Below are 14,589 nucleotides of genomic sequence, written 5' to 3' on the forward strand. Positions count from 1 at the left end.
CAGCACCGATGTGTTCGTGGCCAAGTGGGATGCCACGGCCCAGGACTTTACCTGGGCTACCAGCGGCGGCGGCCCGGACAATGATGAAGGCCGGAGCATCGCCGTGAGCGGCACCAACGTGTACGTGACCGGCACCTTCACCAGCAACACCTTTGCTCTTATGGCCGGGCAGACACTAGCCGGTGAAGGTGGCTTTGACATATTTGTAGCCAAATATGTGGACACGAGCACCGGGAGTACCCTGGCTACCAGCTCCTTCGCCAACGGCTGGGTTACCAGCGCCGGCGGCACGGGCACCGACGTCAGCACCGACATTGCCGTAAGCGGTAACGGCGTGTACGTGACCGGCACCTTTGCCAGCAACACCTTCACCACCATCGCCGGGCAGGCGCTGGCCGGGGCGGGCGCCCAGGATGTGTTTGTAGCCAAGTATATAGATACGAGCACGGGCAGCACCCCGGCTACCAGCTCCTTTGCTAATGGCTGGGCTACCAGCGCCGGCGGCATAGGCGGTGATGTAGGCCGCGGCATCGCCGTGAGCGGCACGGGCGTGTACGTGACCGGCGACTTTACCACTAACACCTTTGCCACCATTGCCGGGCAGGCGCTGGCTGGCGATGGTGGCCAGGACGTCTTCGTGGCTAAGTACGTGGACACGAGCACCGGGAGTACCCCGGCTACGAGCTCCTTTGCCAACGGCTGGGCCACCAGCGGCGGCGGCACGGGCGCCGAACTGGGCCAGCGCATCGCCGTGAGCGGCAGGAACGTGTACGTGACCGGCACCTTTTCCAGCAACGGCTTTGTCAGTTTTGCCGGGCAGGCGCTGACCGGGGCCGGCAGTCTGGACATATTCGTGGCTAAGTATATAGATACCAGTACGGGAAGCACCCCGGCGACCAGCTCTTTCGCCAATGCGTGGGCCACCAGTGGTGGAGGTACGGGCGGTGACCTGGGCCTCGGAATCGCCGTGAGCGGCACGAGCGTGTACGTGACCGGCGTGTTTATCAGCAGCACAAACACCAGAATAGCCGGGCAGTCGCTACCCGGGGCGGGGGGCGATGAAATGTTCCTGGCCAAGTATGTGGACACGAGTACGGGCAGCACCCCGGCCACCAGCTCCTTTGCCAACGGCTGGGCGACCAGCGCCGGGGGCATGGGCAACGACCGGGGCCGGGGCCTCACCGTGAGCAGCAGCCGCGTGTACGTTGTGGGCTCCGTGAGTCCGCCGGCTACGTTCGGCAGCATCAGCTTTGGCAGCGGTGCGAGCGGCACGAGCAACTTCCTAGCCGGGCTGCCGGTGTCAACAACCCTGGCTACGACCCGAGGTGCCACTCAGGTTCTGACGTTGTCGCCGAACCCAGCCAAGGGCTCTGCTCGGCTCGCGGGTGCGGCTCCGTACGCTGCCGTCACGGTGCTTGATGCCCTGGGCCGCCCTGTAGGCAGAGCCACCGCGGACGCGGCCGGCTCAGCCCATCTGACGTTGCCCATGGGGCTGGCTACGGGCGTGTACCTGGTGCGCAGCGGTACCCAGGTACGCCGCTTGGTGGTGGAGTAGTGTGGTAGTATGGCTGAGAGAAATTGTTTGCTGCCGCTGGTCGGCGCGTCTGACTTGGTTTATATAGTTAATTAATGCAACGCCTCCGGACCCTGGCTCCGGGGGCGTTGCCATGTGGGGTCGTATCAAAATGCAACTTAGCGGCAATGCCAGGCGCCATGCTTTAGGGCATCGGCTGTAAGGTCCTTAAGCCCCGGATTCTCCACAAGTATCGGCGCCAGAGACGGTACTCTGCAAGACCAATAATTTGCTTCACGAGCAGGCTTTATCCCGGAGCGGGAGCTTAACGTGCCACTCATTTCATTCTCTGTCTCGCGAAAGGGATGTTCAACAGGGAATCTGGAGTGGGATTAAGGATTGCCCCGGAGTGTCCCCGCAGAAACTCAAAAAAGCCCCATTTCCTTCGTGGAAACGGGGCTTTTTGTAGAGAGCGAGGGATTCGAACCCCCGGAGGTTTAACCCTCAACGGTTTTCAAGACCGCCGCAATCGACCACTCTGCCAGCTCTCTGTGAGAGTAAAAGGGTACGCGTACTGAAAAAACTAAAAAGGCCTTCCCAAAGAAAAGCCTTTCAAGCAGAGAGGGGGGGATTCGAACCCCCGATACCCTTGCAGGTATAACGGATTTCGAATCCGTCGCATTCGACCACTCTGCCACCTCTCTGGGTCCTAAAACGAGTGGTTTAGGGACGGCAAAAGTAACAGGACGATTTGCGCAGTGCAAGCCCGCCGCCCTAATTTTTCACACCTTTTCTTTTCCGGGCTGACCGCCAACCCACGGCCAGGCATTATCAGGCCATGTAGTATCCCTGATCAATAGCTACTTAACTTCCCGGAGCCGCCCCGTGACGGCGTCGATGCTGACGTTTATTTCAAACCCGATAATCAGGGTCATGCACACAAAGTCGAGCCACACCATGAAACCGACCAGCGTACCCACCGACCCGTAGAAATGGTTGTAGGAGTCGAAAATCTTGACGTACAGGATAAAAAGGAAGGAAACCAGGAAAATCAGCAGCGTCGCCACCACCGCTCCGGTCGACACAAACGGCCACTTGTCGTGCACGGGGGGCACGTAGTAGTAAATCAGGCAGGTGGTAAGCAGAAACAGCCCGATAACGGAGCCGTACTTGAGCAGGCTGATGAGCTCGTTGTTGAAAGCCTCAGGCACGATTTCGTGGAAAACCAGCGCATCAATGATGTAGGTGCCAAAGAAGATACCCGTAATCGAGAACAGCAGCACCAGGGACAGCACGATGGTGAGCAGCGTGGCAATAACGCGCTTGCGCACGTAGGTACGCCGCTTAAACGAAGGATACTTTTTCTCAAAGGCATCAAGCAGGGCCATGATGCCATTGGAGCTGAGCACCAGCGCAGTTCCAAAACCAAACGAGAGCAGGCCCCCGTGCGGAATGTTTACGATGTCCTCGATGGTGCCGGCCGTAGCCGCGTACATCTCCCGGGGCATCAGGTCGCCGAGAAACTGCAGGATGTCCACGTTCAGGTTGGGAACCGGGATGTACGGAATCAGCGTGAACAGAAAGATGATGGTGGGAAAGATGGCGATGGTAAAGTTGAACGCCATGTAGCTGGCCCGCTTGGTAATGCTGTCCAGCTTGAGCTCATGAATCATCCGGTCCACCACGTCGTACACCGAGGCCTGCCCGTTGTGAAACTCCAGCCCCTTGAGCCACACGATGAAGCGGCGGTAGGAACGCCGCTTGCGCACGTCGGGCAAATGGTATCGGCGGACGGGCACACGCATCATAAAGTTGCTTTAAACGGTAAAGAGCATAACATCCGCGCTTGAACAGCAGGCCGGGTCGGAGAATTAGGCCTGGCCTGGTACGGCTACTTCTTTCCGAACGCTGCCGGGGCGGGGGCATTCACGGGCAAGCGGGGCGTACCCGGAGAAAGCGGGCCCGCCAGGTCATCATCGGTAAAATACGGCGCGAGCTTGGCCTGGATTTCCTCTGGAATAGGGACGGGACGCCCGGTAGCGGTACTCACGAACACCATCAGCGTGTGGCCTTCGGTGAGCAGCTCCCGGGCCTCGTTGTAGATTTCGTATTCAAACAGCACCCGGGACCCCTCGGCAGGCTGCTTCAACAACAGGCGCACGGTCAGCAGGTCGTCGTAGCGGGCGGGGCGCCGGAACTTGGTGCGCAGCTCCCCTACCGGCATGCCCACGCCGGTAGCTTCCAGATCCTTGTAGCTGATGTTAAGCTGCCGGAACGACTCGGTACGGGCGACTTCGAAATAGGCGGCGTAGTTGCCGTGGTAGACGTAGCCCATCTGGTCGGTTTCGGCGTAGCGGACCCGGATCTGAATGTCGGAGGAATACATTTTGGTTAATGGGTTAATGGGTAGAATACGATAGTGTGCTCATGGTTGAATGTGGAAAATGCGTGAGCCTGCGCTTGGATCAGCCCATCGTTCCCATCAGCGACGCGGAACACTTTGCTCCCATTTACTTCATAATCCCGGCGCGGCTCAGCGCGGCCTGGTACCGGCGGGCATTCACCAGGTGCTCCTGCTCGTTGCGGGCAAAGGCGTGGTAGCCGCTGAAGTCTTCTTTGGCGCAGAAGTACAGGTAGCTGTGCTGCTCCGGGTTTAGCACGGCATCGATGCTGGCAATGCTGGGCAGGTTGATGGGGCCGGGTGGCAGGCCGTTGTACATATACGTGTTGTAGGGCGAGTCTTTTCGCAGGTGCACGTTCAGCACCCGCTTGATGCCAAAGTCGCCGTTGGCATACACCACGGTGGGATCGGCCTGGAGCTTCATGCCGCGCTTGAGGCGGTTCAGGTACACGCCCGCCACCCGGGGCCGCTCGTCGGCGTGCTGCTGCTGCTCGGCTTCCACGATGCTGGCCAGCGTGCTGACCTGGGCGCGGGTAAGGCTCTGGGCCTTGGCTTTGGCCTCACGGGCGGGCGTCCAGAACTTCTCGTACTCCTTTTTCATGCGCTGCATGAGGTTCTCGGCCGATGTGTTGTAGTACAGCTCGTAGGTGTTGGGAATAAACATCGACAGGATGCTGGTCGTGTCGAAACCCAGCTTGCGGGTGTATGAAGGGGAGCTGAGCAGCGAATCGAACTGCCCGGGGCGGGCCTCAATGGCGGTGCTGAGCTTGCGGGCCAGATCCTGGCGCAGGCGGATGTTCTGGAACGTGAGCTTGAGCGGGGACTGGCGGCCGGCGCGCAGGTCACTGATCATTTCCCGGTTGGTGTAGCCGTCCTTGAGTTCGTAGCGCCCGGGCTTCACCAGCCGGTCGTACTTCATCAGCTTGGCAACGAAGTGAAACGAAAGCTTGTCGACCACGACCCCGGTGGCGTCAATGGAATCCATCACGGCCTTGTACGACTGCCCCCGGCGCACCAGCACGTAGGTGGGCTTGCCTTTCGTTTCAATGTTGGGGGTAAAGAAAACCTGGTAGAAATAGTACGAGAAGCACACGAACAGCACGCCCAGGATGGCAGTGACGGCAGCAATGCGGTTGCGGCGGCGGGTGGCTCGTTCGCGGGATTCAGTACGGGAAAGCTGGGACATGGAAGGGGGACGCTGAGGCGAAAAAACGGCTAACCGTTTGGGCAGGCAAAACGTTAGAAGTAGCTTTAGGCACCAAAAGTACGAGTTCTCCTTTTCAACCCCCTTTTCCTTTCCTGATGCACCACTCTTACGCTTCTAAAACGCTTCTTCGCAGCCTGTCCGCCCTCACGCTGGGCCTTGGATTGGTAACGGCTGCCCAGGCGCAGACCGTAACGCCTATTGCCATTGCCGCTACCCCGTATACCCAGAACTTCGACGCTATGGGCACGGCCGGCACGGCCTTCCCCGCCGGCTGGGCCGCTATCCGCTTTGCCGGCACCGGCACGGCCAATGACCCGCTGCCCCTGACGGTCGTGACGGCTACCAGCAACGCCGGAGCCGCCTACAACGTCGGCCCGCTGGCCGGCACGGCCGGTGACACCGACCGGGCACTCGGCAGCCTGGCTTCGGGGTCAACGGTTCCGGCCCTGGGTGCTGCCTTCACCAACTCGACCGGCGCTGCCGTAACCCGGGTAACCATTTCAGGCCGCTCCGAACAGTGGCGCACCGGCTCTGACCCGGCCCAGCTGGAGTCGCTGATGTTTGAGTACAGCCTCGATGCCACCAGCCTGAGCACCGGCACCTGGACGGCCGTTCCCGCCCTTGATATCCGCGAGCTGCAGGTTGCCAGCACCACCGCCGGCCCCCTGGACGGCAATGCCGCCGCCAACTCGGTCGCCATCACGGCGCCCATCACGCTGAACTGGCCGAGCAACACCACCATGTGGATTCGCTGGAAGGACACCAACGACATCGGCTCAGACGGGCTGCTGGCAATCGACGATTTCCGCCTGACCACGGGCGTTACTGCCGTGCGTGAGGCCGCCTTCGGCAAGTCGGTTTCCCTGTTCCCCAACCCGGCCACCAACAAACTCACCATCCGCGTGGGTGCGGATGGCCGCGGTGCCGCCGTTGAGGTGTTCAACTCCCTGGGCCAGCGCGTGCAGGGCACCACGGCCGCTTCGGAAGAAGTTTCGCTTGACGTTGCCAACCTGGCTACCGGCATCTACTCGGTTCGGATGACGACCAAGGATGGCGTGGTAACGCGTTCGTTCCTGAAGCAGTAACCTCCCGCTTTCGCGTAGAAAGGGTCCGGCTCACGCTGGACCCTTTTTTTATGCCTAATTCCGGGCCGTCGGTAACCCGCAACCGAAAAAGCACGAATGAGTGGTAGTTGTGTGGCGCTCCTAGTACATTGCCCCGCTCAAAGTATTTGGTTTGTTTTTCCGTATCACCTTTCCATTTCCCTATGGCTGCCACCTTGCTCCGCATTCACCCCGAAAATCCACCTCAGAACCGCATCCTACAAGCTGTGGAGGTGCTGCGAAAAGGCGGAATCATTATTTATCCCACCGATACCGTATATGGCATCGGCTGTGATATCCATAATGCCAAGGCGGTGGAAAAGCTGTGCCGGATCAAGGGTTTTAACCCGGAGAAAGCCAACCTGAGCTTTATCTGCCACGACCTTTCCCACATCAGCGACTACGCCCACGGCATCACCACGCCCACGTACAAGGTGCTGAAGAAAGCACTGCCCGGCCCCTTTACCTTTATCTTCGAAGCCAGCCCCAAGGCGCCCCGCATCGGCGGCGTACGCCGCAAGACGGTGGGCATCCGGGTGCCCGACAACCAGATTATCCTGCAGCTGGTCCGGGAGTTGGGCAACCCGATCTTCAGCACCTCGGTGCGGGAAGATGAGAATACGCTGGATGAGTACGTGACGGACCCGGACCTTATCTTCGAGAAATACCGGGCGCTGGTCGACCTGGTTATCGACGGCGGCTTTGGCAACAACACCCCCAGCACCATCATCGACTGCACCAACGACGACTTTGAGCTCATCCGCCAGGGCGCTGGCGACATCGAGCAGTATCTCTAAGCTTTAGAAGCAAGCCATGTGAAAATGAGTTGCTGCCAGCTTAGAAGCACCGCAGTCTGCTGCCGAAAGCTTATCTAAAAGCCCCGACCTGGATTTAGGCTGGGGCTTTTTTGCATTAGCAGACTTCTTACTCAGGCCGGCTGCTGCCCCGTAGCACAGCGCCTGTTTGTTTAGCTATTCTGAGCACCAGTCCATTCCTGAGGCTAGCACAGGCGCCTCTTACCTCTTATGCTTCCAGCGGCGGTGGGTCCAGAGATATTCGGCGGGGGCAGCCTGAACATCCCGCTCGAGCTGCCGGGCAAAAGCCTCGGTCAGGAGGTTACTTCCCGCAGGCAAAGTCGTCTGACCGTCGTGCAGCTCGGTAATCGTCAGCTCGTAGTACCCCCGGCGCACCCGGCGGCAGTTGACGTACACCACCGGACAGTTGAACTGCGCCGCCATTCGCTCCGCGCCGGTATAAAAGCTGGTGTCCTGATTCAGGAACGTGGTCCAGTACGGGCGGTCTTCGGGGCCGGCAGCCTGGTCGGTCAGCAAACTCAGCACCCGGCCCTCGTTGCGGCGGCGCACCAGGTCGCGCAGCGTGTCGCGCATCGGCACCAGCACCGAGCCGGTATGCGTGCGCAGTCCGAGCAGAAAGCTTTCGAAAAAGAGGTTGGACAGGGGCTTATACACGCCGTACACCCGGCCCGGGTACTCCACCGCGCCCCGGGGCAGAATCCACTCCCAGTTGCCGGCGTGGGAGCCCAGCGCCAGCACCGTGCGGCCGGCTTCAAAATGCCTGGCAATCAGCTCGGGATGCTGGATGCGGACCCGGCGGCAAAGCTCTGCCGGATCTAACGACTCCAGCTTCAGCGTTTCGACCAGCACCTGGGCAAAGTGCCGGTAAAAGCTCCTGCCAATCCGCTGCCGCTCGGCGTCCGTCTTTTCCGGGAAGGACCGCCCCAGGTTGTCCAGCACCAGCTTCCAGCGGTATCGAACTACGTAGGCAAGCAGGAAATAGCCGGCTTCGGCTACCCCGTACAGTACGCCCAGCGGCAGGTGCGCCAACGCGAGCAGCAGCCACCGGAGTGGATAAAAATACCAGGCGAACGACTTGGCCGCAGGAGTACTCATCGAGCCGGAGCAGCCCCGGCCGGGCCGTATTCAGTGGCATTGCGCTGCACGGGCACGGTGAGCGTGGTGAGCAGGCGCTGCTGCTCGTCCAGCACTTCGACCTTCAGCATATAGTCACCCGTGGGCAGCATCTTGATATCAAGGTCCCCGATGATGGGCGTCGGCCGGCCCGAGAAGCCCCTGGCAGTGGCCTTTACGACTGTTTCGGTTTTCGCCGTGGTATGGCCGGCATTGCGGAGGCGGTAGCGCAGCTCCACCGGCTGGTCGGGGGTGAGACCATAGATTTCACCATAAAAGTACAGGTGCTCGGTGCCCCGGGCGTAGAGGCCGCCGGGCGCCCGCACCAGATTAAACGAGCCCCGGGTAAACGAGCTCTGCATAGGCGTTTTGCTCGGCGCCTTGGCCAGCAGCACAATGTCACTGAGAAAAGGCCCCTTCCCGGGTGCTGCCAGCAGCAGCGGCATCTCCACTACGTTGGAAGAGCCCGGCTTGTAGTTGTCAATAACCTTGGCCCGCAGAACGTACTGCCCATCCGGCAGCGCAATGCGCTTCTGAAAGCTGACCGGGTTTTTCATCTGCATGCTGGTATCCTGCAGAACCGGGGGCTTGAGCACCACCGTTTCCTGCCAGGCCGGCTTTCCGTCCGGCTTCAGCACCTGTAAGGTCAGGGTAGCGGCGGCCTGATAGGCTTTGGTGCCCCGGCGCAGGTAGGTAAGCTGCTGACCGGAGATGGTAGCGTAGATTTCCAGCACCGCGCCCTTGGCGGCGACGTCCTCGCTGCGAAAGCGGGCCACATCCAGCTGGAGCGCCGGTGAGCCGGCCCGGCCGGTCAGGGAAGTTAAAAGCAGAATCAGTCCGAGCAGCAGGCGCATAATGTCAAATTGGCAAAGCAAAAATAGCAAGAACCGCAAGAGCAGATAGGGAAACCGTTATCCAACGGGTGGGCAGAGCGGCGGGAAATTCAAATTTCGGCCTTATCATGCAACGGCGCCCGGCCCGGCAGGGTCAGCGTAGTAACGCGTGATACCGAATGTGGCGGCGGCTTTACGTCAGATATGCGCCCAATTTCACCCTCCCCCAATGCCCGTCCTGTTTGAGAGTCAGTACAATCCACCCGCTGCCTTCTTTGCCGAGCTGCTCGGCGCCGACGCGCTGTGGCTGGAGCAGCACGAGCACTACCGCAAGCAAACCTACCGCAACCGCTGCCTGATCCTGACGGCTCAGGGCGTAAAGCCCCTCACGGTGCCGGTGGTGGATGGCAACCGCAGTGAAAAAGTCAGCACCGCCGCTATCGAAATCGACTACCGGCAGAACTGGATTCACCGGCACTGGCGCACGTTGCAAACCGCTTACGGCGGCAGCCCGTATTTTGAGTATTACGCCGACTATCTCCACGACATTTACGTACAGAAGCCTTCCCGCCTCTTCGATCTTAATCTGGCTTTGCTGCACCTGCTGCTGCGGTGCCTGCGGCTGCGGACTCCGGTGGAGCTCACTGCCGCTTACCATGCTTTCTACCCCGACTCAGCCGTGCGCGACCGGCGTGACTGGCTGACACCGAAAGGTGACTTCGCCCCCGACCCTGACAGGACGTCCGAATCCGGCCGCGTCCGGCCCTACGCCCAGACCTTTGGCCTACATTTTGCCCCCGGATTGAGCGTCCTGGACCTGCTGTTTACGCAGGGTCCGCGGGCCGGCAGCTTTCTGATTTAACCCTCGTACTGCCACGAACCTTCGCCCGACTCAGTCTGTTTTCAGATTACCTCGGCCCAATCCGCAACCCTAATTGCGGGGTTCCGTTTTTCTTCACTACTTTATCTGCATGGAAGCTAAATTCTCAAATCGAGTCAAGGAAGTCATTTCCTTGAGCCGGGAAGAAGCCATCCGGCTCGGACACGATTATATCGGTACCGAACACTTATTGCTGGGCATGATTCGCGAAGGGGAAGGCACGGCTATCGGGCTGCTCAAGAAATTGGGCGTTTCGGTAGAAGAGCTGAAATATGCCCTTGAGCAGGCTACGCGTAACACGGCTACGCAGGGAACCAGCATTACTGGCTCAATTCCGCTGACCAAACAAACCGAGAAGGTTTTGAAAATAACCTACTTGGAGGCGAAAATCTTTAAAAGCGAAATCATCGGCACGGAGCACCTGCTGCTGTCGATCTTGCGCGACGAAGACAATATTTCATCACAGATCCTCAGCAAATTTAACGTGAACTACGAAGCCGTTCGCGACTCGCTGGACTACCACGGCAACACTGCCCCCACCGACCGCGCCCCCGACACTGACGACGACGACAACGACAAACTCTTTGGCGGCAGCGCCGGCCGCGGTGGCGCGGGCAGCAGCTCGGCCGCCAAGAAGCCCGGCGAAAAGTCGCGCACGCCCGTTCTCGACAACTTTGGCCGCGACCTAACCAAGTTGGCCGAAGACGACAAGCTCGACCCCATCGTGGGTCGGGAAAAAGAGATTGAGCGTGTAGCCCAGATCCTGTCGCGCCGGAAAAAGAACAACCCCATCCTGATTGGTGAGCCCGGTGTTGGTAAGACGGCAATTGCCGAAGGCCTCGCCCTGCGCATCATTCAGAAAAAGGTTAGCCGGGTGCTGTTCGGCAAGCGCGTCGTTACCCTCGACCTTGCCTCGCTGGTAGCCGGTACCAAGTACCGCGGTCAGTTTGAGGAGCGGATGAAGGCCGTGATGAACGAGCTGGAAAAGTCGCCCGACGTGATTCTTTTCATCGACGAGTTGCACACGATTGTGGGTGCCGGCGGTGCTTCGGGCTCGCTCGACGCTTCGAACATGTTCAAGCCGGCCCTGGCCCGCGGCGAGATTCAATGCATCGGGGCTACTACGCTCGATGAGTATCGTCAGTACATTGAGAAGGACGGCGCCCTGGCCCGTCGTTTCCAGATGGTAATGGTGGACCCCACCACGCCCGAGGAGACGATTGAAATCCTGCACAACATCAAGGACAAGTACCAGGACCACCACCATGTGGTGTACACCGACAAGGCCATTGAGGCCTGCGTGAAGCTGTCGGACCGGTACATGAGCGACCGGTTCCTGCCGGACAAGGCCATCGACATTCTCGATGAGGCCGGCGCCCGCGTGCACATCAACAACATCGTGGTACCGGAGGATATTCTCAAGCTCGAGGAGAGCATCGAGAACATCAAGACCGAGAAGAACCGCGTTGTCAAGTCGCAGAAGTATGAGGAAGCCGCTCAGCTCCGCGACAAGGAAAAGAAGCTTCTGGAGCAGCTCGACCAGGCCAAAAAGAACTGGGAGGACGAGACCAAGAAGAAGCGCTACACCGTGAAGGAGGAAAACGTGGCCGAGGTTATTGCCATGATGACCGGCATTCCGGTGAACCGCGTCGCGCAGAACGAAAGCGCCAAGCTGCTCAGCATGGGCGAGGAGCTGAAGGGCAAGGTTATCGGCCAGGACAAGGCTATTGCCCAGCTCGTAAAGGCCATTCAGCGCACCCGCGTAGGTTTGAAAGACCCTAAGAAGCCCATCGGTTCGTTTGTGTTCCTGGGCCCGACCGGCGTAGGTAAAACCGAGCTGGCCAAGGTGCTGGCCACCTACCTCTTCGACAAGGAAGATGCGCTGGTGCGCGTTGACATGTCGGAGTACATGGAGAAATTCAGCGTATCCCGTCTGGTAGGCGCGCCTCCCGGCTACGTGGGCTACGAAGAGGGCGGTCAGCTGACGGAGAAAATCCGCCGCAAGCCCTACTCAGTGATTTTGCTCGACGAGATTGAAAAGGCTCACCCCGACGTGTACAACCTGCTCCTGCAGGTGCTTGACGACGGTATCCTGACCGATGGACTGGGCCGCAAGGTGGACTTCCGCAACACCATCATCATCATGACCTCCAACATCGGAGCCCGCGACCTGGCGGACTTCGGCGCCGGTATTGGCTTCGGCACCAAGGCCCGGACCGAGAACATGGATGAGCTGACCAAGGGCACCATCACCAATGCCCTGCGCAAGACCTTCTCGCCCGAGTTCCTCAACCGTTTGGACGACGTAATCGTGTTCAACTCGCTGGAGAAGCACGACATTCACCGGATCATCGACATTTCGCTGTCGAAGCTGCTGTCGCGCATCCAGACGCTGGGCTACAAGGTTGAGCTGACCGACAAAGCCAAGGACTTCGTGGCCGAAAAAGGCTACGACCCGAAATACGGCGCACGTCCGCTGAACCGGGCTATTCAGAAGTACATCGAAGACCCGATTGCCGAGGAAATCCTGAAAGCCGAAGTGGCCCAGGGTGACGTTATCACGGCCGACTTCGAGGATGGTAAGGAAGAGCTGACCTTCGCTGTTTCCAAGAGCGGTGAAGCCACCAACCTCGCCAGCGACGAGCGTCCCGAAGAGGCGCCGGAGTCGCCGGACACGGAAAAGGGCAAGTAATACGCCCTGCTGATTATCTAAAAGCCGGCTCTGCACACGCAGAGCCGGCTTTTTAGCTTGCAGGCCAGTACCCGCAACGCCGGCATGCTGTTCCGGCCCCGGAATAAGTCGCCCCAATTTTGGTGCGGCTTTTTTTGTGGGCTTCGGTTACCTTTGGCATCCTGTCCCATTTCTTCCATCCCACCTCCCCCGCATGTCCGATCCGCACGCCGACGCCAACCTCAGTCCCCTGGAAATCCTGGAACGCAAAAACGCCGAAGCCCTGCTCGGGGGCGGGCAGGACCGAATCGACGCCCAGCATAAAAAAGGCAAGCTGACCGCCCGCGAACGAATCGACCTCTTGCTGGACGAGGGCTCGTTTGAGGAAACCGGCAAGTTCGTGATGCACCGATCCAAGGACTTCGGGCTCGACAAGGAATACTACCTCGGCGACGGCGTGGTGACTGGCTACGGCACGGTGCACGGCCGGTTGGTGTACGTTTTTTCCCAGGACTTCACGGTGTTTGGCGGCTCGCTGAGTGAAACTCACGCCGAGAAGATCGTCAAGATTATGGACCTGGCCATGAAGAACGGCGCCCCGGTTATCGGCCTCAACGACTCGGGCGGAGCCCGGATTCAGGAAGGCGTGGTGAGCCTGGGCGGCTACGCCGACATCTTCTACAAGAACACGCTGGCCTCGGGCGTCATCCCGCAGATTTCCGCTATTATGGGACCCTGCGCCGGCGGCGCCGTGTACTCCCCGGCCATTACCGACTTCGTGCTGATGGTGGAAAACACGAGCTACATGTTCGTAACCGGCCCGAACGTGGTAAAAACCGTGACCCACGAAAACGTATCGAGCGAGGAGCTCGGTGGAGCCAGTACCCACAGCACCAAAAGCGGCGTTACGCACTTCAGCTGCGCCAACGAAGTAACCTGCATCAACCACATCAAGCAGCTGCTGAGCTACGTGCCGCAGAACTGCGAGGAAACTGCTCCCCTCCTGCCCTACGAAGCCCAGGGCGACGAGCTGCGGCCCGTGCTTGACACCATCATTCCCGAAAACCCCAACCAGCCCTACGACATCCGCGAAGTCATTGACGGCATCATCGACGAGAACTCGTTTTTTGAGGTTCATCAGAACTTTGGCGAGAACATCGTCGTCGGTTTTGCCCGCCTGGGTGGTCGCAGCATCGGCATCGTGGGCAACCAGCCCGCGGTGCTGGCCGGGGTGCTCGACATCAACGCCAGCACCAAAGCAGCCCGGTTCGTGCGCTTCTGCGACTGTTTCAACGTGCCGCTGCTGGTGCTCGAGGACGTGCCCGGCTTTTTGCCCGGCACCGACCAAGAGTGGCGCGGCATCATCACCAACGGGGCCAAGCTGCTTTACGCCTTCTGCGAAGCCACCGTGCCGCGCATTACCGTCATTACCCGCAAAGCCTACGGCGGCGCGTACGATGTAATGAACTCCAAGCACATCGGGGCCGACCTGAACTACGCCTGGCCCACCGCCGAAATTGCCGTAATGGGAGCCAAGGGGGCAGCTGAAATCATCTTTAAGCGGGAAATTGCTGCTGCTGCCGACCCCGAAGCCAAGCTGGCGGAGAAAGTGGAGGAGTACAAGCAGAAATTTGCCACGCCTTACCGCGCCGCCCACCGGGGCTTTGTGGACGAAGTAATTCTGCCGTCCCAGACCCGGCAAAAGCTGATCCGGGCCTTCAAGATGCTGGAAAATAAAGTAGATACCCTGCCCCGTAAGAAGCACGGCAATATTCCGCTGTAAACGGAACACCAGCGTATCGGTCCCGGTCGTTTGGCGGGCACCAGGGCCATTTTTGCTGCCTGTTCGCCAGGCCGCCCACCTTTCCGTTCGGCAGGGCCGCCCCGGTAGTAACGAGAATCCTGCACCGGGAGGCTAAACCATTTTCATTTAGAAAAACGTACCTGTCCGGACAAGATGGAGTCACGGCGGCTCACATTGCGAACCCGCGCGGCCGGGTTGACAAGCAACCTTTACGCTCCTCGCAGCATATTTTCTCAAGAGGGCTGGCGG

At 59.7% G+C, this 14,589-nt stretch carries 10 protein-coding genes, 2 tRNA genes and 1 pseudogene; 6 read left to right on the top strand and 7 right to left on the bottom strand.

What is annotated here, in order from left to right; all coding sequences use genetic code 11:
* Positions 1-1,555, top strand: a pseudogene (locus tag LJY25_RS15255) (T9SS type A sorting domain-containing protein); the annotation flags it as partial.
* Positions 1,556-1,979: 424 nt separating this feature from the next.
* Here LJY25_RS15255 and LJY25_RS15260 read toward each other — a convergent pair.
* From LJY25_RS15260 to mltG, 5 genes are all read right to left on the bottom strand, one after another.
* Positions 1,980-2,064: transfer RNA gene (locus tag LJY25_RS15260), tRNA-Ser, on the bottom strand.
* Positions 2,065-2,130: 66 nt separating this feature from the next.
* Positions 2,131-2,217 (bottom strand) — tRNA-Ser (locus LJY25_RS15265).
* Positions 2,218-2,373: 156 nt separating this feature from the next.
* Positions 2,374-3,312, bottom strand: coding sequence for a YihY/virulence factor BrkB family protein (locus tag LJY25_RS15270; RefSeq protein ID WP_394799973.1), 939 nt, complete (start codon positions 3,310-3,312; stop codon positions 2,374-2,376).
* A gap of 92 nt (positions 3,313-3,404) precedes the next feature.
* Entirely contained in the window at positions 3,405-3,899 is a 495-nt protein-coding gene (locus tag LJY25_RS15275; protein ID WP_227609226.1) for an acyl-CoA thioesterase, read from the bottom strand.
* Positions 3,900-4,023: 124 nt separating this feature from the next.
* Positions 4,024-5,100, bottom strand: coding sequence for an endolytic transglycosylase MltG (gene mltG / locus LJY25_RS15280; RefSeq protein WP_227609227.1), 1,077 nt, complete (start codon positions 5,098-5,100; stop codon positions 4,024-4,026).
* Positions 5,101-5,216: 116 nt separating this feature from the next.
* Between mltG and LJY25_RS15285 the strand changes: the two genes are divergently transcribed.
* Both LJY25_RS15285 and LJY25_RS15290 read left to right on the top strand, forming a co-directional pair.
* Positions 5,217-6,206, top strand: coding sequence for a T9SS type A sorting domain-containing protein (locus tag LJY25_RS15285; protein WP_227609228.1), 990 nt, complete (start codon positions 5,217-5,219; stop codon positions 6,204-6,206).
* A gap of 182 nt (positions 6,207-6,388) precedes the next feature.
* Complete coding sequence (locus LJY25_RS15290) at positions 6,389-7,021, top strand: L-threonylcarbamoyladenylate synthase (RefSeq protein WP_227609229.1); 633 nt, start codon at positions 6,389-6,391, stop codon at positions 7,019-7,021.
* 219 nt (positions 7,022-7,240) lie between these two features.
* On the opposite strand, the gene LJY25_RS15295 is transcribed toward LJY25_RS15290, so the two are convergent.
* The gene (locus tag LJY25_RS15295) at positions 7,241-8,134 is read right to left on the bottom strand and encodes a lysophospholipid acyltransferase family protein (RefSeq protein ID WP_227609230.1); all 894 of its coding nucleotides are present in this window, start codon (positions 8,132-8,134) and stop codon (positions 7,241-7,243) included.
* On the bottom strand, positions 8,131-9,006 hold the full coding sequence (locus tag LJY25_RS15300) for a hypothetical protein (protein WP_227609231.1): 876 nt from the start codon (positions 9,004-9,006) through the stop codon (positions 8,131-8,133). Before LJY25_RS15300 ends, LJY25_RS15295 begins: the two co-directional genes overlap by 4 nt.
* A gap of 208 nt (positions 9,007-9,214) precedes the next feature.
* On the opposite strand from LJY25_RS15300, the gene LJY25_RS15305 reads away from it, so the two are divergent.
* The 3 genes from LJY25_RS15305 (at position 9,215) to LJY25_RS15315 (ending at position 14,319) form a co-directional block, all read left to right on the top strand.
* Positions 9,215-9,847, top strand: a complete 633-nt coding sequence (locus LJY25_RS15305) for a WbqC family protein (protein ID WP_227609232.1) — start codon at positions 9,215-9,217, stop codon at positions 9,845-9,847.
* Between the two features lie 109 nt (positions 9,848-9,956).
* Positions 9,957-12,557 carry an ATP-dependent Clp protease ATP-binding subunit gene (locus LJY25_RS15310; RefSeq protein WP_227609233.1) on the top strand — a complete coding sequence of 867 codons (2,601 nt, stop codon included), beginning with the start codon at positions 9,957-9,959 and terminating at the stop codon, positions 12,555-12,557.
* A gap of 193 nt (positions 12,558-12,750) precedes the next feature.
* Positions 12,751-14,319 carry an acyl-CoA carboxylase subunit beta gene (locus LJY25_RS15315; protein WP_227609234.1) on the top strand — a complete coding sequence of 523 codons (1,569 nt, stop codon included), beginning with the start codon at positions 12,751-12,753 and terminating at the stop codon, positions 14,317-14,319.
* The last annotated feature ends 270 nt before the right edge of the window (positions 14,320-14,589 follow it).

Source organism: Hymenobacter translucens (genome assembly GCF_020685205.1).
In the GTDB taxonomy this organism is placed as follows: Bacteria; Bacteroidota; Bacteroidia; order Cytophagales; family Hymenobacteraceae; genus Hymenobacter; species Hymenobacter translucens.

What these genes read in the sequence shown, in the direction of transcription:
- LJY25_RS15305 (WP_227609232.1), top strand. Translation starts at nt 9,215, where the DNA reads ATGCCCGTCCTGTTTGAGAGTCAGTACAATCCACCCGCTGCCTTCTTT.
- LJY25_RS15315 (WP_227609234.1), top strand. Translation starts at nt 12,751, where the DNA reads ATGTCCGATCCGCACGCCGACGCCAACCTCAGTCCCCTGGAAATCCTG.
- LJY25_RS15295 (WP_227609230.1), bottom strand. Translation starts at nt 8,134, where the DNA reads ATGAGTACTCCTGCGGCCAAGTCGTTCGCCTGGTATTTTTATCCACTC.
- mltG (WP_227609227.1), bottom strand. Translation starts at nt 5,100, where the DNA reads ATGTCCCAGCTTTCCCGTACTGAATCCCGCGAACGAGCCACCCGCCGC.
- LJY25_RS15290 (WP_227609229.1), top strand. Translation starts at nt 6,389, where the DNA reads ATGGCTGCCACCTTGCTCCGCATTCACCCCGAAAATCCACCTCAGAAC.
- LJY25_RS15310 (WP_227609233.1), top strand. Translation starts at nt 9,957, where the DNA reads ATGGAAGCTAAATTCTCAAATCGAGTCAAGGAAGTCATTTCCTTGAGC.
- LJY25_RS15275 (WP_227609226.1), bottom strand. Translation starts at nt 3,899, where the DNA reads ATGTATTCCTCCGACATTCAGATCCGGGTCCGCTACGCCGAAACCGAC.
- LJY25_RS15285 (WP_227609228.1), top strand. Translation starts at nt 5,217, where the DNA reads ATGCACCACTCTTACGCTTCTAAAACGCTTCTTCGCAGCCTGTCCGCC.
- LJY25_RS15300 (WP_227609231.1), bottom strand. Translation starts at nt 9,006, where the DNA reads ATGCGCCTGCTGCTCGGACTGATTCTGCTTTTAACTTCCCTGACCGGC.